This is a genomic window from Paraburkholderia sp. (assembly GCF_026225065.1).
Lineage (GTDB): Bacteria > Pseudomonadota > Gammaproteobacteria > Burkholderiales > Burkholderiaceae > Paraburkholderia.
In genome coordinates this window covers 12,497-33,702 of record NZ_JAMFSB010000041.1, presented here as the reverse complement: position 1 = coordinate 33,702, position 21,206 = coordinate 12,497, and the positions used below count along the sequence as shown (strand labels likewise).

The following is a 21,206-nucleotide window of genomic DNA, read 5'->3' as shown; positions in this document are numbered from 1 at the left end:
CGCCGGTTAGTGACAAGGCAGTCATCCGTTCCAGCGTTGCGCTGCGCGCCCCGCCGTCGGGCATAACGCTTTCTGCAGGCGTTTGTCGTAAGTTTATAGTTAGGTATCCGACTCTTTTTCGCATTCGGGTGCTAGTTACGCTCGCATCGCCCACTTGGCAGACCCCTCCGCCGCGCACGTAGTGCGCGGGCGGGATGAATGAGTCCTTTGTCACGAAGGCGTATGGTGCGAGGGCACGGTTCGTGCGCGGACCACTCTGGCTTGATGTCAGAGGTGGACACCTACAAGCTAGCGGTTGGAAGCCCGCTTTCTTTGCTCACTTTCTTTGCGGCGGCAAAGAAAGTAAGTGCCGCCCCGCAGAGGGGCATCCCTAATAGACCGATAAGAAAGCAAGGAAAGGCCAACACCATAAGAGCACCAAAAAAACCAAGGCGCCGCAGGCAAAAAAAGCCTCGCGAAGATCAATAAAAAAAGCAAAAAGCGCACCGTCAAAAACCCGATGCGCCCCAAGCAACAACCAAACGGTAGGAACCCAAAAGCAAGCCCCGCGAAGGGCCCCCCAAGCGGGCAGCTTTAATGAGCGGTAGCAGTCTCCACCTTCTTCCCCTTCCCGGTCCTGCCAATCTCCTCAAGCTTGATCTCAACATGCCGCGAGAAAACAAACTCAGCGGGCCGCTGCTTATCAATAGGAAGATCCTTAGCAAACGTGCCCACAGTCTTAGGCCCGCGCAGCGAAACCTTAAGAGCCTTCAGCGGATGAGAAACCGTATCCATAACAGCGGTAGCCTCAAACCCACAGTGCACCATGCAATCGGCACACTTCTCATAGTTGCCCGTGCCGTACTTCTCCCACTCCGTCGTCTCCATCAGTTCCTTGAAGGTCTTCACATACCCTTCGCCGATCAGATAGCACGGCTTCTGCCAGCCAAACACCGTACGCGCCGGATTGCCCCACGGCGTGCATTCGTATGTCTGGTTACCTGCCAGGAAGTCCAGGAACATCGCCGACTGACTAAACGACCAGTTCTTGCCATTGTTGCCGCGCTTGAAAATCTCGCGGAACAGATGCTTCGTCTTGTCGCGGTTCAGGAAGTGCTGTTGATCCGGCGCACGCTCATACGCATAACCCGGCGACACCGTGATGCCGTCCACACCCATCGGCCCCAGCGTGTCGAAGAACGCAGCCACACGCTCCGGCACCGCGTCGTTGAACAGCGTGCAGTTGATGTTCACACGGAAACCGCGGCGCTTCGCTTCCTTGATCGCCGCAACTGCCTTGACGTAGACACCTTCTTGCGACACCGAGTGATCGTGTGCCTGCTCGTCGCCGTCCAGATGCACCGACCAGACGAAGTACGGGTTCGGCTCGTAGTCGTCCATCTTCTTTTCCATCAGCAGCGCATTCGTGCACAGATACACGAACTTCTTGCGCGCGATGATGCCCTTCACGATCTGCGGCATTTCCTTGTGCAGCAGCGGCTCGCCACCGGCAATCGAAACGACCGGTGCGCCGCACTCGTCGACTGCGCCCAGACACTCTTCGAGCGACAGACGCTGGTTCAGAATAGGATCCGGATAGTCGATCTTGCCGCAGCCATTGCAGGCAAGGTTGCAGCGGAACAGCGGCTCGAGCATCAGCGCCAGCGGATAGCGCTTATTGCGCGACAGATGCTGACGCATGATGTATGCGCCAACCCGAACTTTCTGGAGCAACGGAATAGACAAGGTGTCCTCCTTAAACTTCGCGTGCGGCGAGTGGTTGCGTCAGCTTTGACGGCAACTTGAATTCAACTTTCTCTTCCCGGCCCGCCATCGTCGTAACGTCGACAGACCCCAATGCGCGCAGCGCATCGATTACGTTTTCAACCATTTCCTCAGGCGCCGAAGCGCCCGCTGTGATGCCGACCGTCTGCACATTCGCAAACCACTCCGGCTTCACTTCCGAACCGTCTGCCACCAGATAGCTCGCTACGCCCGTCTCGCTGCCAATCTCGCGCAGCCGGTTCGAGTTCGAACTGTTCGTTGCGCCCACCACCAGCAATACGTCAACCTGTGTGCTCAACTCGCGCACCGCCGCCTGGCGGTTTTGCGTCGCGTAGCAGATGTCCCGCGTATCCGGACCGACAATATTCGTAAAGCGTCGCTGCAACGCGTCGATGATGCCGCGCGTGTCGTCCACCGACAACGTTGTCTGCGTCACGTACGCGAGCGGCGCATCAAGCGGCAGGTCCAGATGCGCCACCTCGGCCTCGCTCTGCACCAGCAACACCTTGCCGGGGATCTGGCCAATCGTACCCTCGACCTCAGGATGCCCCGCGTGGCCGATCAGAATCAGCGTGCGGCCGGCGCCCACGTACTGACGTCCCTGCACGTGCACCTTGGTGACGAGCGGACAAGTGGCGTCGAGCACGTCGAGGCCACGTTGCTCAGCCGCGCGTTCGACGGTCTGGGCTACACCGTGCGCGCTGAAAATCGCCACGGCGCCTTCCGGCACCTCATCGAGCTCTTCGACGAACCGCGCCCCTTTCTGACGCAGATTGTCGACCACGTGCCGATTATGGACGATTTCGTGACGCACATAGACCGGTGCGCCGTGTTGCTGCAACGCGCGATCGACGATTTCGATCGCCCGGACCACCCCCGCACAAAAGCCGCGGGGTTGAGCAAGGATGACTCGCATAGGCTGCCGAACTCCGACTGACGCTGGTTTCGATGAAGTCGGTAAAAACGACTTTGTCGCCGCGACCATAATATTAATTGATGTCTAAAATCCGGCGTTAAGCCGGTAGACGAAAACCAAACGCGCATTCTAACGCTATCGGGCGTGCTTTGCTCTGGCCGGGGCCGTGCCAAGCGGGCTGTAAGCGCCGTCAGGCAAGATTTGCGCGCTGCAGTCCCGGTGCGGAACCCTTAAACTATGAGGCCCTGCGGTGCATGCTTACAGCCGCATTACCGAATGGATTCGAGGCTCGTTGCGTGGAAGCCGACCACTACGAAAACTTACCGATCGCCGGCGCCTTGCTGCCGAAGAGGTTGCGCACGCCGGTCGGCGTGATCTATCAGGTTGCCCGTACGGCCGCTGACATCGCCGAGGAAGGCGACTGGAGCGCCGCCGAGCGTCATACGCTCCTCGCCGACTTTCGGGCCGGCCTCGACGCCGTGGCAAGCGGCCGGATGGCGCCGGTGCATCCGTTGCTGTTCGGCAAACTCGCTGGCGTGGTTGCACAGTATAAACTGCCGCTCGCACCGTTCTACGATGTCGTGGCCGCGCTCGATCAGGAGATCGACACCACCCGCTTCGCCGATCGGCCGGCTCTGCTTGACTATTGCCGCCGCTCCGCGCATCCGGTGGGGCACCTGATGCTGCATCTGTTCGGCGCCGCGAGCCCGGCCAATCTGGCCGACTCCGATACGATCTGCACGGCGCTTCATCTGATCAACTTCTGGCAGAACGTCGCGATCGACTTCAAGAATAGCCGCGTCTACCTGCCGCAAAGCGACCTCGCGCGGTTCAATGTGACCGAGGCGCAAATCGGCGGCGGTGTGGTCGACGATAGCTGGCGCGCGTTGATGGCCTACGAGGTTGCCTACGCCCGCGCAATGCTGGTTCGCGGCGCACCGCTCGCGCTGCGCGTTCCGGGGCGCGCGGGAATTGTTCTTTGCGGCATCGTCCACGGTGGCCTGCGCATTCTGGAGCGCATCGAGCGGGCGGGCTACGATGTGTTCCGCCATCGGCCGGCGCTCGATGGCTTCGACTGGTCTGTTGTCACGGCGCGCGCGCTCGCGATGTGGCTGTCCCGGCGCGTCAGCGTGCGCGCCACTTCGATTGAGGGCAACGCGTAATGCAGGTGGTTCTGTTCGTTCTGTCGTGTCTTTCGCTGCTGATCTGGTGTGTGCTGCTGTTTTTCCGCGGCGGCTTCTGGCGAACGCGTCCCGCGGTGCCGCTCGCGACCGCACCGCGCGATGCATGGCCGGCCGTTGCTGCCGTGGTGCCGGCGCGCAATGAAGCCGATGTGATCGCGCAGGCGGTCAGCACGCTGCTCGCCCAGGAATATCCCGGTCCTTTCCATGTGATCGTCGTCGACGACCACAGCACCGACGGCACGGCCGACGCCGCCCGCGCTGCCGCGCTGCAATTGCAGTGCTCTGACCGCCTCACGGTGCTGGCCGCCAAACCCCTGCCGCCGGGCTGGTCCGGCAAGGTCTGGGCGCAGTCGCAAGGCATCGAAGCGGTGCGCACGCTGGGCCTGCCGGCCGACTTCCTCCTGCTGACCGACGCCGACATCGGCCATCCCACCGACGCCGTCACGCAACTCGTTGCGCGGGCCGACGCGGAGAAGCGCGACCTGGTCTCGCTGATGGTTCGGCTGCGTTGCGATTCGCTCTGGGAGAAGGCGCTGATCCCGGCCTTCGTGTTCTTCTTCGCCAAGCTGTATCCGTTCTCGTGGGTCAACAACCCGCGCAACAAGACCGCGGCGGCGGCCGGTGGCTGCATGCTGGTGCGGCGCACAGCGCTGGAAGAAGCGGGCGGTATCGAGTCGATCCGCGCCGAACTGATCGACGATTGCAGCCTTGCCGCGCGTATCAAGCATCGCGGTGAGGGACGTCATCCGATCCGGCTGGATGTGGCGGCGCGCAGCGTCTCGCTGCGTCCCTACGACAACTCGGGCGAGATCTGGAACATGATTGCGCGCACGGCGTTCACGCAGTTGCGCTACTCGGGATGGCTGCTGGCAGGCACGCTGGCGGGCATGGCGATCATCTATCTGATCCCGCCCATCGCGGCGCTGGTGCTCGGGCCGTTGGGCTGGCCCGCCTGGCTCGCCTGGGCGGCGATGTGCTGCGCGTATGCGCCGATGCTGCGCTACTACGGCCGCTCGCCGCTGTGGGCGCCGTTCCTGCCGCTGGTGGCGCTGTTCTATGTCGGCGCGACGTTTGCGTCGGCAGTGCGTTATTGGCGCGGTAAGGGCGGTCAGTGGAAGGCGCGCGTGCAGGCGCCGGTGCAACAGGACCGGTAAGCGTAGCAGCGGACTAGATGCTGGGCGGGGGTATTTGTTGGCTCACCGCCCGGCCGCATCGCCGCAAACGCCTCACACCACCTTCATCTCACCGCTGCGTAAGCAGTGCGTACATCTGAATGACGTTAGCCGGCGAAAACGTGAACGGCACCCAGCCGTGGCCGGTATGCCGCACGATCAGCAAGCGGTCGCCGTTCGACTGTTTCTGCACCGCCATGACCGGGTTGCGGGTCGATGCGAAGCGCCAGCCAGCCGGCACGCCCATCGGCGGCTCGGGCGTCATCGAAGCGCGCGCATTCGCCAGCTCCTCGATCAGCTGACCCACCTGCTCGGGGTGCAGTGACACGGTCTTGCCGGCGATTGTCATCGTGATGACGTTCTGGGCCGGACGGCCGATTGAAAGGGTGGGCTTTTCTTCAGCAACTGCCTCTTGAATGGGCGTGTCTTCGCTTGCCTGAGCCGCTGTAGGCGCGACTTGCTCTGCCTGAGGCGCGGACGCTTCGGACGCTGCGTTTGCTGCGGGTGTCTCGGGGATGTTCTGGGCCTGCGGGGCCACGACAGCCTGAATGAGCTGAGCGACGCCCACTTCAAGCGCGCCGAGCTGTTCGTGAAGGTTCATGCGAGGATTCTCTGGTAAGACCCGCGATTTTACCTGTTGCGCACGGGCTTTAACCCGCCGCGGGTCGCGCGACGTTGTAACAAAGTGCGTGCGGGTCCGGCCTCACGCCTTCAGATACCCCGCCTGCCTGAACCACTCGAGCGCATCGGCCAGACCCTCGCGATAGGGTCGTGCGCGATAACCGAGTTCGCGTTCCGCCTTCGCGGACGTGAAGTACATCTTGTTCTTCGACATCTTCAGACCATCGACGGTCACAAACGGTTCTCGCTTCGTGATTTTCGCCACCGCTTCGGCGCCCATCGCTAGCGGATAAAGCGGCCAGCGCGGCAGGCTGATGGTCGGGGCTTTGCGTCCTGTGAGCGCGGCGATATCGGCGAGCATCGCCTGCAGCGGCAGGTTTTCGCCGCCGAGGATGTAGCGCTCGCCGATCTTGCCGCGCTCGAGCGCGAGAAAGTGCCCCGCCGCGACGTCGTCGACGTGTACGAGATTCAGCCCGGTGTCGACGAAAGCCGGAATCTTGCCGAGCGCCGCCTCGACGATGATGCGGCCGGTCGGCGTGGGCTTCACGTCGCGCGGGCCGATCGGGGTCGAAGGATTGACGATCACCGCTGGCAGGCCGTCCTCTGCAATCATCCGCTCGACCGCGCGCTCCGCCAGCACCTTGCTGCGCTTGTACACACCGATCGCCTGGTCGGCCTTGAGTGGCGAAGTTTCGTCGGCCGACTGGCCGGAGCTTGTCACCTTCAGCGTTGCAACGCTGCTGGTGTAGACGATGCGCTCGACGCCTTCCTTCAGCGCCGCGCGCATGGTCGCCTCGGTGCCCTCCAGATTCGAGCGTTCGATCTCGCTGGGGTCCGGCGCCCACAAACGGTAGTCGGCGGCGACGTGCAGCAGATAGCGCACGCCGCGCAGCGCGGTGCGCATCGACGCCTCGTCACGCATGTCGCCCACGACGATTTCGGCATCGAGCGCTTCGACGTTGCGGCGCGGACTGGTGGCGCGCACCAGCACGCGCACCTTGAAACCCTTCTGTTGCGCAATGCGCGCCACCGCCGAGCCGACAAAGCCGGAAGCGCCGGTGACGAGTACGAGATCGCGATTCTGATCCATCATTCTTTTTCAATTCCCTGCATGGCGGTCGTCGGATTGTACGTGGCGCATGCCGAGCGTGTCGCATTGCGCTGTCTTCGTACGGCCGATGTCGTGCAAGCAATCTCGCCACGAGACGACTAGAATGCCCGCTTGAAAGATTGCTTCGAGAGGACGGCATGACAGGCTCTGATCTGGATTCGCGGATCGAAACGTATTACGTGCGGGTGCGCGGCGTCGTGCAGGGCGTCGGCTTTCGGCACGCGACGGTACGCCAGGCGCACGCGCTCGGTATCAGAGGATGGGTGGCGAATCTCGACGATGGCTCGGTCGAAGCCATCTTGCAGGGAACGGCCAATCAGGTCGACCGGATGCTCTCGTGGCTGCGCCACGGGCCGCCGGCCGCCCGCGTGAGCGAAGTGGCCGGCGAAGAGCGGTCGACGGAGAAGCGCTACGAGCGCTTCGAACAGCATTGAAGTGAAGCGGGCAGCCGCGCTTTAAGGGCGGCTCTCAGCGCGGCGAATGTGAGCCACTCACATCCTACCGTGCGACCAGCAGGCTCTCAGCAAACCCCCACTCCCGCTCGACCCACTGATGACTGCACGCGAAACCCGCGTCGTCGGCGATCGCGTGGACTTCCTCAGCGCGGTACTTGTGGCTGCTTTCGGTCCAGATGGTCTCGCCTTCTTCTAGCGTCACCGTCAGTTGCGCAGCCCGCACATGTGCGGTGACGGGGCGCCGCGCGCGCAGATGCATTTCGATGCTGCGCGCGTCGGGATTGAAACGCGCCACGTGTTCGAAATCCTCGAGCGGAAAGTCGCCGCCCAGTTCGCTGTTGATCCGCGCGAGCAGGTTCAGATTGAACGAAGCGGTGACTCCAATTGCATCGTCGTAGGCAGCGACCAGCACGGGAATCGGCTTCTCGAGATCGGTGCCGAGCAGCAATGCGTCGCCGGGCGCCAGCATGCTGCGGATCGAACGTAGAAAGCGCGTCGCCGCGAGGCGGCTGAAATTGCCGATCGTGCTGCCGAGAAACAGCACAAGTAGCCGTTCGCCCGAAGCGCGTTTCTTGCTCACTTCTGCGAGGCCCGCCAGATAGTCGCGCTCATAACCGACGATCGAAATGCGTTCGATGTCGCCCAGTTCGCGCCGACATAATTGCAATGCGGCGCGCGAAATTTCAATCGGGAAATACGAAGTAGGGCGCTTTTTACACAGCGCTTCCAGAATTCGGCGCGTTTTGCGGCCGCTGCCGCTGCCTAGTTCGGCGACGGTCACGTCGTGCGGAAGCTGCTCCACGATGTCCGCCGCGTGTTTTGCAAGGAGCCGCTCTTCGGCGCGTGTCACGCCGTATTCGGGCAGCACGGTAATCACTTCGAACAGGGCGGAGCCGACTTCGTCATACAGGTACTTGGACAGCAACTCCTTTTGTGGCGCGTGTGTGAGGCCGGCGCGGACATCGTTGGCGAACTCGGGCGAGACATCTTGCGATAGGGCTGGCTGAGTCATGCTTGCTCCAGTTTTCACGTTCTTCTGACGATTATCTGTCTGGGTAAAGTGTTCACGGGCGCGACACGGGAGGCGTCGCACGCGTCAGGAAGGAGCGGACCGCGGGTCCGCATAGACGGCGATTGAGCCGGGCTAGCCGGGGTGATCAAGCAAGAAGCGCGCTTGCACGCAGTTACGTGGCGGCGCGCCGTGTCATTGGCGCAATGGTGGATCGGCCTACGCGTGAAGTTATGTTCTAGTCCATCGCAGGCCATCGCGCACGAACTAATTATGCGCGGAGGCGCCTGGTTCTGCTGGCAACGCGTCTTGCGGCCAGAATGCCGGCTCGCGGCACGTGCATCATCAAATTGAAACGAAGCGTGAGTAGCAGCGCGATGCGCGGCGCTGCGGTGCGTGCTAGCGCAGTTGGTACGATGCCGCCAGAAATTCCGTCCGATGAATGCCGGCGAACCGGGAAGATCGGCACCGTGACGAAGCTGGCGTCACGGCCGGGCATCAGCGTCCGTGATGTGCCGCGGCGGGGTCCGGGTTGATGCGCGTCGGACCCACTTCGGCTTCGATCGCTTCGCGCAGCGCAGGACGCCAGCCGAATCCGAACAACGCTTCAGCGAGCACGAACAGCGGACCGATCAGCAGGCCGATTACATCATCGACGAAGGCCGGCTTACGATGCTCATACGCCATGTGACCGACGAACTGAAACACCCAGCCGACGACGAATAGTCCGATACCGCTGGCCAGCCAGGTTAGCGTGGATTGCGCGGCGAGCCATCGAGCGCAGATGAGGCACAGTACCGAGAAGATTGCCATCATCAGGCCCAGCGGTACATCGAGCACAAGGTAATAGAGGATAGCCCCTACGAACAACACCCACGCGGGCGAGAGCGGCACTGGCAGCGCGGAAAACACCCACGCGGGGCGGCTCGACAGCACCGCGAGCGCGAGGACAATCATCGGAATGCCGATGAAATGCGTGACGATGTTGCGCCGGTCGCGATGGTAGGCGGCGTACTGGGTTAGTTGCTGGGTCAGCGTTCTCATGGGTGCCGTTCCTGAATCAAAGCCATCATAATCGCGCTCAAGCGGATCTGAAACCTTCGGGTAGCCGACAATCTCCGCACTCCAGTCCAGCATGGTGCCAGCCTATGAGTTCGCCTTCGCCCCCGAATGACCCGCTTGCGACGCTCGAACGTAGCGCGTGGTTCCGTGCCGCGCCCGAAGCGTTGCGCACGCAACTGGTTCAGCTGGGCCGCGTTGAGCGCCTGCAGGCGGGCGAGCGGCTTTTCAGGCGCGGCGATCCTGACGATGGCCTCTATTGCGTGCTGGATGGCCTCATGCGTATTAGCGCAGCGAGTTTTGCCGGCAAGGAAGCACTGCTTGCGGTGATCGAACCGGTCAACTGGTTTGGCGAGATCGCGCTGTTCGACGGCCGCGAGCGCACGCATGATGCATACGCCGAGCGCGAGTCCGTGCTGTTTCATTTGCCACGTGCGGAATTGGCTGGGCTGCTCGAACGCGCGCCGCAGTACTGGCATTGCTTCGGCCTGCTGTTGACGCAAAAGCTGCGCCTCGCGTTCGACGCGATCGAAGAAGCGGCACTGTTGCCGGCGGCGCAGCGCATTGCGCGTCGTTTGCTGCTGATGGCGGGCGGCTACGGTGAGCCGGGCGTTTTGCGGCGTGTGTTGAAGGTGCCACAGGAAGATCTCGCAATGATGCTCGCGTTGTCGCGGCAAACCATCAATCAGATTCTTAAGCAGTTCGAAGGACAGGGCGCACTGCAACTGCGGTATGCGGAAATCGAAATCGTCGACGTCAAGAAACTTGCTGCGCTGGCTGATCCTGACGCGAATCGAAGTTCATCGGCTTGATGGAGTCCGAGAGCCATAGGCTAAAGTAAAAAAGGCGAGTCCGCAGACTCGCCTCCCCAACGGCATATTCGGCTTCGACTATTAAGACCCCGGCGGCCGGATTATGTCGACGACCGATCACCTTAGTTGGTTTTGGTAGCGTCGGTCTTTGCGCCGTCTGCCTTCACCGGCGCAGTGCTGGCCTCCTTGCTGCTATCCCCTGTGGCCTTTGTTTTTTCGGAACTGGCAATCGCGGCGTGCTTCTTCTTGCTGACCTGATGCGCCTTCGCCTTTTGCGTGCGTGCGGGCGCGGTCTTTTTGGCGTGAAGCTTGGCCTCGGTCTTTTGAGTGGAAGCGCTGTCCTGCTTCTTCGAGACGTCGGTCTTCGCTGCGTCTGTAGACGCCGCGCCGCCCGCTTTGAGGTTTGCCTGGCCAGCCGCTTGAGTTTGTTGACCGCCTGACATCGCCGGTGCGGCGGTTTGTGCAAACGCCGTCGAAACGAGCAGGGTGGAAGCGAGAGCAGCGAGAATCATCTTCATGGTTTAACTCCGTGTGTCGCGGCTGAAAAGGTTCAGCGCTGCCGGTTTAACGCTAGCCGGATCACAGGAGTTGACGCTGCTCTGGTGACAAAACGTAACGACGGAAACAATCGCTTCTCACGGACAATGCGCAACTATCGAAGCTCACGCATATGAAGATTTAAGTTTTCCTTAAGAAATGTGAGAAGCGTGTTTGCTTGCTGTGTGAAGAACGCTCGCGAACATGACGCCGGAGCGTGGCAACACTTACTTAGATATGCTGACCGGTGACAACGCGTTGCTCAGAACGTCTCTATGGCGTCGCGGTAGACCTCAGCGATTTGCGGTGCGATCACCGAATGGTCGAAATGCTTGCGCGCGTAGCGGCGGCAAGCGTCGTGGCTCGGGGTCAGACGTACGCCGAGCAACGCATCGGCGATGCCGCCGCCAAGCGCCATGTGGCCTCCGGACTGCACCACCAGATCTTCCGATAGCGGCGCCACGGCGTCCGCGGCACCCCCTTCGGAGGTCACCAGAACCGGCGTGCCGGTCGCGAGCGATTCAATGGCCGTCAACCCGCAGTCTCGCATGTTGACGGTCGGCACAACCGTGAGGTCGGCCGCGCGGTAATACTCGGGCAAAACGTCATCCGATACGAAGCCTGCGAGCCGGACATGTTCCTGGAGACCGCGCGCGACAATGCGCCCGTAAAGGCGGTTTTGCTCGGAACCCATGCCGGCCATCACCAGAAGCACCTCGGGCACGGTCATCTTGACGATAAAGATCGCGTCGATCAGGTCGTCGAGCCCCATGCCGGGGACCAACGGTCGCGCGCATAGCAGGATCGGCCGGTCGTGCGGCAAGCCGAGGCGCTTGCGCGCCTGCCTCTTGGTGAAACGTAGCGCAAAGCGCGAGGTATCGACGCACCCCGGCACCACGCGAATCGCCTCTTCCGGCACGTGGTACCGCCTGTGCAGGACGTCGCTGGACTCCTGCGACAGCACGATATGGCGAGAGGCGCCGCGGTACACCATGCGTTCGAGGCCGTAGCGCACAGGGCCTAACAAGGCGGCCCCGCGCTCGGTTCGGTGTTCGTCGGCCCATGAGCCGTGAAAATGCACGACACGCGGCACTTTGCCGAATTTGCCCAGGGTCGGCGCAGCCTGCGCCGCAAAGTGCAACGCAACCACATCGGGCTGGCGCGGCGGTTCGACCGCTCCTTGTGAAGGAGCACGGCGTAAAAGTTTGGCGAGGCTCGCCTGCGCGTTTGCGAAGGTCTGCACGATGCTGTTCGACGGCGCTGCGGGCGCCGGCAGCGGTGGTAGCGCCGGTGATTCGGCGGATGGATCGTGCACGTTGACGCCATGACTGGGCAGCGCGGCAGCCAGCGTCTGGAGCATCCGGTCGAGACCATCGGCTCTCGCCAGCGGGCGGCGCATGCCGATCTGCAAGGAATCGATCGGCTCACTCATGATGGCGCTCGCGCTAACGATTGCGCGAGCGCGGCGCAAATGTTTTCCGGTACGAAACACTTACGCTTCTGGACGGAGCGGACATTGATGCTGTACTTCCGAACCCCCGGATGAAGTACCTGCCCGACGTCCAGGAGGAACTGCGGATCTTTCCGATTCATGACTGCCCCTGCGGCTTGTTTGGTGCGGCGCGCCCGGTTCAGGCCGCGCTTGGTCGTTGTGCGTGCACGGTACGTCTGCAAATCGCGCACTTCTGTGTGCTAGCGCACCCAACGCTTGGCAGGAGGGTAGTGTTCTTACAAATTGTTACGTTGTCGGTCGTCTGACCGGCCTTTTTAGCCCGACATGACCGGTTTCGCCACAAATACGTCAATTGAACGGATTGTCGACGACGCCATGTGTCGCGTCCGGTTCGTCCTTGATCCGCTCAGGCAAATTGGCCTCCACCTGCAAAGTTTCGACGACTCGATCCAATGCCTGTTTCAAGGCAAGCGCGGCTTGCAGACCACGTTGGTCTTTAGTCAACTCGAGCGTGCCGCTGAGCGTGATGCGCGTCGTACCGTTGCTGACGGTCAGCGCGTCGCCCTGAATGTTGAGTACTTCGCTGTCGTTCGCGAATGCGTTAAACACCTTTGAGCCCTCCTGGACGTTGATCCTTCAGTGACTCGGGAATGCCCGGAAATCGGATGCCGCTCATCGCTTCGAGCTCGTGAACGGTTTTGATGTCGTAGCGATTCGTCGAGATGTTGTCGACCACTACCGCGAATGCCATCTGCCTCGACGGCACGTACACGACCTTGAACAATTGTGTCGGCACGAAGACCCGTGTTGGCCCGATGGTCTGCAATTGCTGGCCGTTGAACATCGGGCCGGTCACGACATAGGTGTCGTCGTAGCGGAAGGCGATCCCGCGGACCGAGGTTTCGATGCGCGCCCACAAGCGCTGATTATTCTGGCGATTCTGCGGTACGACGTTCGCCAACGAAAACGATTGTGCCATCGCCTGTGGATTCCAACGATTCCCAGCGGGACTCATATGACCGCGGTCGTAGCCGCTGCGCTTGTAATCGTCGAGGGTCGCGCCCTCACCATCCGGCAGACGTGCGTCTTCGAAAAACTTGTTGGTGCGCACCATGTCCTGCGCGGCATCCATATGGTCGCGGGTCAGATGTTCTGCAGACCATAGCGGTCCATGCGTGATGCCGGAGTGCAAGACGGCGAAGTCGGAGTAGCAGAGCATGCGCGTCTTCGGCGCCAACCTCGCATTGGCCAAGGCGGGCCATTGCGCGTTGGGAGTGAAGTCGGTGCAGGAGGAGGATGCAGCAATCGCGTGAGCCGCGACGGCGAACAACAGAGAGGCAAACCACTTCTTCATGAGCGAGGCACGGGACGAACGAGGGGGCAAAAGTATAGCGTCGCGCGCAAGGTTCGCGCGAGCAAATCCACGCATCGACGCGTGCGTTCACGAGGGATGCGAAACCGCAGAAACGACAATTCGACCAGTCGGCCCAAGCCTAGCTATCGAACACTCGATGTTCCGCGCGTGTGGGCTGACGATCGACAGCTTGCAGACGCCAGTAACCGGTTGTCGGCGCACGCGCCGGCACACACGTCCACGCGGCCGACCCTTGCGCCGAACTGACGCGTTGCTTGCGGTCCACGTGCAGTCCGCGCAATGTGCAAAGCGGTGCGTCGGTACTGGGCGCGCAGAGTGTCGTGACGCCGTCGGCGTCGCGCAGTTCGCCCCAAGGGGGCAGATCGATCCCTTGATGCGCTTCTCTCGACCACCGGCGCTCATCGGTGTCGAGCCATAGCACAGCGTAATCGTGACTGACGGTGGGATCGGAACCGTTGATGAGAATGGTCAGGCGCATGGCAGTTCCGTTTACAGAGTGCGAAGTATCGCCCTAACAAGTCTAGGCGGGACTTCGCGATATGCAAGGCAAACGACTATCGGCGGCATTGAAAAACACAATTGGGGAACGTCTTGCCTAGCTTCTAGATTTAAGAAGACCGTGCAGTCATGTGCGTCTGCCCGGGAGATGACCGGACGATCGCTCGTCCACCGTCGCGCACCCCACATTACAGGTTTGTATGGAGGCTCAGATGTCGCAACTCAAGGGTTCGAAGACCGAGGAGAACTTGAAGGCAGCATTCGCCGGCGAATCGCAGGCGAACCGTCGTTATCTGTATTTCGCAGCAAAGGCCGACGTCGAAGGCCAGAATGATGTCGCGGCGCTATTTCGCTCCACCGCCGAAGGCGAGACCGGTCACGCGCACGGACACCTCGAATATCTCGAAGCGGTAGGCGACCCAGCCACGGGACTGCCGTTCGGCTCGTCGCGGCAAAATCTGCAAGCGGCCATTGCCGGTGAAACGCACGAATATACCGATATGTATCCGGGCATGGCGAAGTCGGCACGGGAAGAAGGCTTCGACGAAATCGCCAACTGGTTCGAAACGCTCGCGAAGGCCGAGCGTAGTCACGCGAACCGCTATTCGAAAGCGCTCGAAGCACTCGTTGACTGATACGGCGCGCTACGACAGCACGGCACGCGTCGGCGCGAGCGCCGGCCCTGGTTAAACAGGCAACGAAAGCCTGCGGCACGGTCCGCAGGCTTTCGTTCTTGTGGGCGCGCCGCATGGTGCAGCGCACCGTCGGCTACCAAACATAAAAGCAAACCCGCATTCAAGGAGTTTGACTCCATGCCCCACAAAGAAGGCAGCCTCGAGGCGCCCACCCGGCATCCGCTCGACTGGCTTTCGGAGGCGTTCTACGATCAGGACGCGCTTGACCAGGAACTGGCGCGCGTCTTTGATATCTGCGCAGGGTGCCGCCGCTGCGTCTCGTTGTGCGGTGCGTTTCCGGCGCTATTCGATCTGGTCGACGCCACCGACACAGGCGAAGCACACGACGTCGACAAAGCCGAGTTCGGCAAAGTGGTCGATCAGTGCTATCTGTGCGACCTGTGCTACATGACGAAGTGCCCGTACGTGCCGCCGCATCCATGGAACGTGGATTTTCCGCACCTGATGCTGCGCGCCAAGGCAATCGACTACAAACGCGGCGATGTCAAACTGCGCGACAGGTTTCTTTCAAACACCGACGCGCTCGGCCACCTCGCTGGCATTCCGGTGGTCACCCAAACGATCAACGCGGTCAATCACACCGCCGCGGCGCGCGGAATGATGGAGAGCGCGCTTGGCGTGGACAAGAATGCCTGGTTACCGGATTTCGCCGCGCGCAAATTCCGCAGTACCGCAAAGAAGTCGCGCTCCGCTGCCGTGCGCGATGGTGAGCGCACGCCCGGAAAAGTGGCGATTTACGCGACCTGTTACGTGAATTTCAACGAACCGGGGATTGGCCACGATCTGCTCGCTGTGCTCGCCCACAATGAAATTCCCTACGAGCTGGTGAAGAGCGAAGCCTGCTGCGGCATGCCGCTGCTCGAACAGGGCAACCTGCAGGGCGTCGCCGATAAAAAGGCGAAGAACATTCCCGTGCTCGAGAAATACGCTCGCGAGGGCTACGCGATCGTCGGCGCGATTCCGAGCTGCGTGCTGATGTACAAGCATGAGCTGCCGCTGATGTTCCCCGACGACGCCGATGTTCGCGCAGTCAGCGAAGCCTTCTGGGATCCGTTCGAATATTTCGTGTCGCGTCATCGCGACGGACTCCTGAAGACCGACTTCAAGAATTCGCTCGGCAAAGTGTCGTATCACGTGCCGTGTCACGCGCGGGTGCAGAACATCGGCCGCAAAACGTCTGAGACGTTGGCGCTGGTGCCCGATACGCAAGTCACAGTGGTCGAGCGCTGTTCCGGACATGCCGGTACGTTCGGCGTCAAGAAGGAGTTCCACCGCACGGCGATGCAGATCGGCACGCCGGTTTTCAAGGCGATGGCGCAGCCGCACCCCGACTACATTTCATCGGATTGCCAGCTGGCCGGCCATCATATCGAACAGGGGCTCGACGAAAGCGGCTTGTCGAAAGGACAGCTCGCGCATCCGCTGACGTTGCTACGCAAGGCATACGGCCTCTGATAACCCTCACTGACTGGAAGGACACCGAGATGAGCATCGCCCGTAACTCGCTGCTGTCGCTCGAAAACTATTCGAAGTCGCGTATCGCGATGCGCGCCAAGGTGATCGAGCACAAGAAAGACCGTACGGTCGCGCTCGGCAACCACGTCACGTTCCTGTTCGAAGACGAAACCACGATTCGCTATCAGATTCAGGAGATGCTTCATATCGAGAAGATTTTCGACGAGGAGGGCATTCAGGGCGAGATGAACGCTTATTTGCCGCTGGTGCCGGACGGCAGCAATCTGAAGGCGACGATGCAGATCGAATACGAGAACGAGATCGAAAGGCAGGCTGCGCTGACACGGTTGATCGGGATTGAGGACCGCGTGTTTCTGCAGGTGGAGGGAGAGCCGCCGGTCTATGCGATCGCCGACGAGGACTTGGAGCGCGAAAACGAGCAGAAGACCTCGGCCGTGCACTTCGTCCGTTTTGAGCTGACGCCCGCGATGAAGGCGCGGCTACGCGACGGTGCGGCGCTGCAGATCGGCAGTGATCATCCGAACTATCCGGTCCCTACGCAGACTATTGAGCCGCGGGTGCGGGCCGCTTTGATGAAGGATCTCGCCTGACGTGAGTGCATACTTACACAAAAAACCTTATTGAGAGCAGTCCCGCTAGCCGCACCGCACGACGCCGGTGGGACTGCAATAGTCCGCTATGGACCACCATAAGCAACACGCCATAGGCCAGGCAATCAGGCGAGGTTGAGCGTCCCTGTCAGATCACCCAACGGCGCCAAACCGTTTTGCGCGAACGCGCGATCGCGCGCCACTACCCCGTCGAGCGGCCTCAATCCGTGCACCCGCGTGATGAAGCGCAGGATCGAATTGGTGTCGTAGACGGTGTGATCCACATAGCCCTTTTTCGCGAGCGGCGAAACGACCAGCGCTGGAATTCGCGACCCCGGACCCCAGCGGTCGCCCTTGGGCGGCGAGACCGGATCCCACCAGCCGCCGTTTTCGTCGACGGTGACGATCACCACCATGTTGTTCCACTGCGGGCTGCGCTGCAGATGGTCGATCACCGTGGCGATATGGCGGTCGCCCGATTCGACATCCGCATAGCCCGCATGCATGTTCAGATTGCCTTGCGGCTTGTAGAACGTAACGGGCGGCAGGCGCCCCGCGTCGATATCGGCGAGCAGCCGGTTGGTCGACGCGTCGTCGCCCACGCCCGCGTCGCGCAGATGTTGGCGGCGCGCCTCGATACCCGGCGCGAAGCTAACAAAGTAGTTGAACGGTTGATGGTGGTACTGGAAATCGGGCACGTCGCCGGTATCGTGATGGTCGAGCGCGTATTGCCAGGCGCCGGCGTACCACGCCCAGTCAACCCCCTTGTCCGACAGACGGTCGCCAATGGTCGCGTAGTTCTGCGGCGGCAGCACACGCGGATTGGACGGATCAGACATGGACTTCTCGCCGCCTGGCGCTGGCGCCACGAAGCTCGGCTGATACGGCGGCGCCATTGTGTTGACGGCGTAACCATCGGGCGTGAACAGGCCGTCGTTGACGAACTTCGGCGGGCCGTCTAGCGCGGACGCGGGCGAATGCGCCGCAACCTTCAGCGCAGCACCGGTCGGATCATTTCCTTCGACCACGGAGACAAACTGCTTCGCCGCGGTGTTATGCACGTCCGGCACTAGCGGCGCCTGGGCGGAAATCAGGAAGATGTGGTTCAGCCACGAGCCGCCGAAAGCCGCCATGAAGAAGTTGTCGCACAGCGTGTATTGCTGCGCGAGATTCCAGATCCGCAACGTTTCGGCGGAATTCCGGTAATGCCCCATCACCAGACCGCCCGAGTCAGCCCAGGCGACAAACTGGTTGTTGCGCCCGGCATTGATCTGCATCTGATTCTGGTAGAAGCGGTGCCACAAGTCGCGCGTGATCACGCTGTTTGGCAACGGCTCGCCCTGCGCATCGGGGATCCGGAACGGCTTGTTGTGCAGACCGACAACATCGTTCTCGCCAATCATGTAACGCTTGCCGTCCACTTTCTGAGCTTGCGGCACGAGGCCACCCCAGATCTTCGGCAATTGCGGCAGTGGCGTCTTGCCGTCGCGGTCGAGTTGCACGTAGCGCTCGGCCGGTACGGCATCGAGCGGATGCTGCACGCCCGGGAAGTTGCCATATAGATTGGCGAAGCTGCGGTTTTCGGCGTAGATCACCACGATCTGCTTCACCTGATCGTGCAGCGCGGCGTCGAGCCGCAAGTCGGCGGCACTGCGCGGGGTGGCGGCTGCCTGCTCTTCCGTGTTGCAGCCGGCGAGGGCGAGTCCCAGCCCCACCGCCGCGATGCCGGTGAGGACCCGGCGGCGCTCGGGGTTGTCTGGGATGTCGTCGCCAGCCAGCTCTGCGTTCGAGTGCGGCAGGGGCAAATCGTCCTTCTCGTTCATTGGTATGGCTCCTCAGGTCTGGTTCGCTCCCGCGTGCCGTTCGCACGCGTCAACGATCTGCAATGATCGCTCGGGACGTCGTCATTTTGTGTGTCAAACGAAAGACACGACTGCGGACAGCGGTTCGATTTCGGCGACATCGTACGATGCCAGAATTCGCTTCATTTGGCCAAATTCGCCCGTGACGCTTCGCGCTATCATGCTGTCCTATAGACGATCAGCACGAACTACAGCCGGATATGGCAAAAGAAAACATGACAGGAGCGGGACGCAAACTGGCCAAGCCGCGCGGCGATGCGCCGGCGCCGCACGATGAGGCCGCAGCCCCCGCCGATCTGACCGACACCTCCGACGAAGAAAGCGTCGGCGGCTCGACCTACCTCGTCCCGGGTCTCGAACGCGGGCTGCGTATTCTTGCGGAGTTCAGCGCGCGTGAACCGGTGCTGGGTGCGCCGGAGTTATCGAAGCGCATCGGCATTCCGCGTACCACCACCTTCCGTTTGCTGCAGACGCTGGAAGCGCTCGGGTTTCTCGAGCGCGTGAACGGCGACCGCCATTTCCGGCTGAGCGTGGCGGTGTTGCGGCTGGGCTTCGAATATCTGAGTTCGCTTGAACTGACCGACGTGGGCACACCGCTGCTCGAGCGCTTGCGTGATGCGACGGGACTTAGTGCGCATCTCCTGATCCGTGATCAGCGCGATGTGGTGTTCGTCGCGAAAGCCCAGGCGCACGATCCGATGTTCAGCTCGGTCAAGGTGCATGTCGGCACACGTCTGCCGGCGCACGCGACTGTGCACGGCCAGGTCTTGATGGGCGATCTCAGTTACGACGAACTGCGCCAGCTTTATCCGGAGCCGCAACTCGAGCGCTTTACCGATCGCACGCCGGCCACTGTCGAAGAACTCAACGAGCGGGTGCGTGAAAGCGCAGCGCAGGGCTACGCAGTGAGCGAGGCTTCGTTCGAGCGAGGCATTTCGGTGGTGACGGCGCCGGTGCGCGATCAGACCCGCCGCATCGTGGCGGCCTTGACGGTTACCGTGCCGCGTTCGGATATCGGTGACGCCAGTGAACGCGAACCGCTGATCGCGGCGGTGTGCAGCGCGGCTGTGGAGTTGTCGACGCGCCTCAATTACCGTCCGCCCGCAGACGATCCGACGGCGGGCGAGGCACGCCGCAGGACTGTCGCGGCGAACTAGGTGAACTAGGCGAACTAGTCCAGCGACGCTGCGACGCGATGCGGCCGGCTGCATGGCAACCGGCCGCTCACTCAACTCGCTAAAGAAAACGCTGGGTAGCCCCAGGTTTTCTCGACTACGTTGGCGGACCTTTCGCGTAGCGACAGGTCAGAGAGCACTCAGAACGAGTGATGAATGCCCGTCAGAAACACTGTCTGGTTGCGGCTATCCGAGACGCCTGCCGTGAAGAACGCCGCGTCCGTATTCGAACCTGCACGCTCATACAGCGCGTTCACATAGATCTGCGTCGACTTCGACAGCGCATAGATATCGCCGATTTCGAACTGCGTCCAGCGATGACCATCGAAGCTCGTCGTCGCCGCGCCGCCCGCCACGCTGTTAAACGGTGTGAACTGATAGTTCGCGCCCGCGTCGTAGCTCTGATACGTGCTCGAGTAGCCGGGCGATTCCAGCTTCACACGCGTATAGAGACCATGCACCAGCAGATTGCCGAACTGGTAAGACGCACCCGCGCCCATGTTCTCGACATTGTCGGCCGTGTATGCCGTAGCCGCGACACCCTGGAAGTTCGTGATGCCGGTCGTGACGATCGACGGCGTGCGGTCATGTTCGTTCGAGTAGACCGCACCCGCATTGAACGGACCGTTTTTGTAGCTGGCCTCGAAGCTCAAGGTGCGACCGGTCGCGAAGTTCGTCGTATTGCCCAGACCCATCATCGCGCCGACTGTGAAGCCGGCAAAGCTGGTTGAGCGGAACTTCACCGAGTTGTTGAACGGCACGACGCTTGTATCCGCCAGCTCATCGATATTGCCCGGGTGGAACGCATACCAGCTCGCGGCGAGATAACCGGTGCTCAACGGACCCAGCACGTCGAAGTTAAAGGGCGTCTGGTGACCGAGCGTCAGTGTTCCGATCTGATCGGAACTCAGACCGACATACGCCTGGCGATTCCACAACGTTCCGGGCGAAGCCATTGCACCCGTCGTCGTATAGAAGCCGTTCTCCAACTGGAAGATGGCATGCAGACCACCACCCAGATCCTCCACCCCCTTCAGGCCCCAACGGTCAGGCTGCATGTTGCCCTGTTCCGCAATCCATTTCGAACTTCCGCCGGCATTGCTGATGTACGCGACCCCGGCATCGAGACTACCGTAAAGCGTGACACTGCTTTGTGCCCACGCCCCTGTCGCGGCGCACATCGCCGTGAGTGCGACTGCAATGATTCTTTTCACCGTTGGTTCTCCTAATCGTGTGACGAATGGCTGGATCCCATTCCGCCGTCCGTAGTGCATTGAGTGAGGGAGCGTTGGTCCTGGTTTATGCGCCAAAACTCTGCTTCTTATTTGTTCCACCTATGGGCATATGTATCGCCTATGGAAAGTATAGGGTCTCCAGAAGTGGTCAAAATAAATTTTCGAGCCCCGAGGAAACCCGAATGCCGCGGGAGGGACGGTTTCGGT

The 21,206-nt window shown here is 61.5% G+C and carries 21 protein-coding genes; 8 read left to right on the top strand and 13 right to left on the bottom strand.

Features of this window, described 5'->3' with window-relative positions; genetic code table 11:
- Window positions 1-573: 573 nt before the first annotated feature.
- Together hpnH and ispH are read right to left on the bottom strand one after the other, a co-directional pair.
- Window positions 574-1,725: an adenosyl-hopene transferase HpnH gene (gene hpnH, locus M0954_RS02965; protein ID WP_122157440.1), complete on the bottom strand. Its 1,152-nt coding sequence runs from the start codon at window positions 1,723-1,725 to the stop codon at window positions 574-576.
- 10 nt (window positions 1,726-1,735) lie between these two features.
- Window positions 1,736-2,680, bottom strand: coding sequence for a 4-hydroxy-3-methylbut-2-enyl diphosphate reductase (gene ispH, locus M0954_RS02960; RefSeq protein ID WP_122157439.1), 945 nt, complete (start codon window positions 2,678-2,680; stop codon window positions 1,736-1,738).
- Between the two features lie 296 nt (window positions 2,681-2,976).
- Here ispH and hpnC point away from each other — a divergent pair, with 296 nt between their 5' ends.
- Window positions 2,977-3,843, top strand: a complete 867-nt coding sequence (gene hpnC, locus M0954_RS02955; RefSeq protein ID WP_297351553.1) for a squalene synthase HpnC — start codon at window positions 2,977-2,979, stop codon at window positions 3,841-3,843.
- Window positions 3,843-5,018, top strand: a complete 1,176-nt coding sequence (locus M0954_RS02950; RefSeq protein WP_297351551.1) for a glycosyltransferase — start codon at window positions 3,843-3,845, stop codon at window positions 5,016-5,018. The genes hpnC and M0954_RS02950 overlap by 1 nt, the downstream gene beginning before the upstream one ends.
- 88 nt (window positions 5,019-5,106) lie before the next feature.
- Here the strand turns inward: M0954_RS02950 and M0954_RS02945 are convergent, their stop codons facing one another.
- Together M0954_RS02945 and hpnA are read right to left on the bottom strand one after the other, a co-directional pair.
- The gene (locus tag M0954_RS02945; protein ID WP_133893835.1) at window positions 5,107-5,637 is read right to left on the bottom strand and encodes a hypothetical protein; all 531 of its coding nucleotides are present in this window, start codon (window positions 5,635-5,637) and stop codon (window positions 5,107-5,109) included.
- Window positions 5,638-5,739: 102 nt separating this feature from the next.
- A complete protein-coding gene (gene hpnA, locus M0954_RS02940; RefSeq protein WP_123386707.1) occupies window positions 5,740-6,750 on the bottom strand; it encodes a hopanoid-associated sugar epimerase in 1,011 nt (336 codons plus the stop codon).
- Between the two features lie 155 nt (window positions 6,751-6,905).
- Here hpnA and M0954_RS02935 point away from each other — a divergent pair, with 155 nt between their 5' ends.
- Entirely contained in the window at window positions 6,906-7,202 is a 297-nt protein-coding gene (locus M0954_RS02935; protein ID WP_122157434.1) for an acylphosphatase, read from the top strand.
- A 64-nt stretch (window positions 7,203-7,266) separates the two neighbouring features.
- Here the strand turns inward: M0954_RS02935 and egtD are convergent, their stop codons facing one another.
- Together egtD and M0954_RS02925 are read right to left on the bottom strand one after the other, a co-directional pair.
- Window positions 7,267-8,235 carry an L-histidine N(alpha)-methyltransferase gene (gene egtD / locus M0954_RS02930; protein WP_297351549.1) on the bottom strand — a complete coding sequence of 323 codons (969 nt, stop codon included), beginning with the start codon at window positions 8,233-8,235 and terminating at the stop codon, window positions 7,267-7,269.
- A 495-nt stretch (window positions 8,236-8,730) separates the two neighbouring features.
- The gene (locus tag M0954_RS02925; protein WP_123387114.1) at window positions 8,731-9,276 is read right to left on the bottom strand and encodes a DUF962 domain-containing protein; all 546 of its coding nucleotides are present in this window, start codon (window positions 9,274-9,276) and stop codon (window positions 8,731-8,733) included.
- 104 nt (window positions 9,277-9,380) lie between these two features.
- On the opposite strand from M0954_RS02925, the gene M0954_RS02920 reads away from it, so the two are divergent.
- A complete protein-coding gene (locus M0954_RS02920) occupies window positions 9,381-10,103 on the top strand; it encodes a Crp/Fnr family transcriptional regulator (RefSeq protein WP_297351547.1) in 723 nt (240 codons plus the stop codon).
- Between the two features lie 122 nt (window positions 10,104-10,225).
- Here the strand turns inward: M0954_RS02920 and M0954_RS02915 are convergent, their stop codons facing one another.
- The 5 genes from M0954_RS02915 to M0954_RS02895 form a co-directional block, all read right to left on the bottom strand.
- A complete protein-coding gene (locus M0954_RS02915; protein ID WP_122157430.1) occupies window positions 10,226-10,621 on the bottom strand; it encodes a hypothetical protein in 396 nt (131 codons plus the stop codon).
- A 281-nt stretch (window positions 10,622-10,902) separates the two neighbouring features.
- Window positions 10,903-12,072 carry a glycosyltransferase family 4 protein gene (locus tag M0954_RS02910; RefSeq protein ID WP_297351545.1) on the bottom strand — a complete coding sequence of 390 codons (1,170 nt, stop codon included), beginning with the start codon at window positions 12,070-12,072 and terminating at the stop codon, window positions 10,903-10,905.
- A 369-nt stretch (window positions 12,073-12,441) separates the two neighbouring features.
- The gene (locus M0954_RS02905) at window positions 12,442-12,702 is read right to left on the bottom strand and encodes a hypothetical protein (RefSeq protein WP_297351543.1); all 261 of its coding nucleotides are present in this window, start codon (window positions 12,700-12,702) and stop codon (window positions 12,442-12,444) included.
- Complete coding sequence (locus tag M0954_RS02900; RefSeq protein WP_122157427.1) at window positions 12,695-13,447, bottom strand: DNA/RNA non-specific endonuclease; 753 nt, start codon at window positions 13,445-13,447, stop codon at window positions 12,695-12,697. Before M0954_RS02900 ends, M0954_RS02905 begins: the two co-directional genes overlap by 8 nt.
- Before the next feature lie 139 nt (window positions 13,448-13,586).
- Window positions 13,587-13,946, bottom strand: coding sequence for a DUF3564 domain-containing protein (locus tag M0954_RS02895; RefSeq protein ID WP_122157426.1), 360 nt, complete (start codon window positions 13,944-13,946; stop codon window positions 13,587-13,589).
- Window positions 13,947-14,178: 232 nt separating this feature from the next.
- Between M0954_RS02895 and M0954_RS02890 the strand changes: the two genes are divergently transcribed.
- From M0954_RS02890 to M0954_RS02880, 3 genes are all read left to right on the top strand, one after another.
- Complete coding sequence (locus M0954_RS02890) at window positions 14,179-14,601, top strand: rubrerythrin family protein (RefSeq protein WP_074266943.1); 423 nt, start codon at window positions 14,179-14,181, stop codon at window positions 14,599-14,601.
- A gap of 177 nt (window positions 14,602-14,778) precedes the next feature.
- Window positions 14,779-16,116, top strand: a complete 1,338-nt coding sequence (locus M0954_RS02885) for a heterodisulfide reductase-related iron-sulfur binding cluster (protein ID WP_133893838.1) — start codon at window positions 14,779-14,781, stop codon at window positions 16,114-16,116.
- Window positions 16,117-16,145: 29 nt separating this feature from the next.
- On the top strand, window positions 16,146-16,727 hold the full coding sequence (locus M0954_RS02880; protein ID WP_133893839.1) for a DUF3501 family protein: 582 nt from the start codon (window positions 16,146-16,148) through the stop codon (window positions 16,725-16,727).
- 125 nt (window positions 16,728-16,852) lie between these two features.
- Here M0954_RS02880 and M0954_RS02875 read toward each other — a convergent pair whose 3' ends face one another.
- A complete protein-coding gene (locus M0954_RS02875; RefSeq protein ID WP_297351541.1) occupies window positions 16,853-18,550 on the bottom strand; it encodes an acid phosphatase in 1,698 nt (565 codons plus the stop codon).
- Between the two features lie 239 nt (window positions 18,551-18,789).
- Here M0954_RS02875 and M0954_RS02870 point away from each other — a divergent pair, with 239 nt between their 5' ends.
- Window positions 18,790-19,746, top strand: coding sequence for an IclR family transcriptional regulator (locus M0954_RS02870; RefSeq protein ID WP_122157422.1), 957 nt, complete (start codon window positions 18,790-18,792; stop codon window positions 19,744-19,746).
- Between the two features lie 158 nt (window positions 19,747-19,904).
- Here M0954_RS02870 and M0954_RS02865 read toward each other — a convergent pair whose 3' ends face one another.
- Window positions 19,905-20,945: a porin gene (locus M0954_RS02865; RefSeq protein WP_297351555.1), complete on the bottom strand. Its 1,041-nt coding sequence runs from the start codon at window positions 20,943-20,945 to the stop codon at window positions 19,905-19,907.
- Window positions 20,946-21,206: the final 261 nt, after the last annotated feature.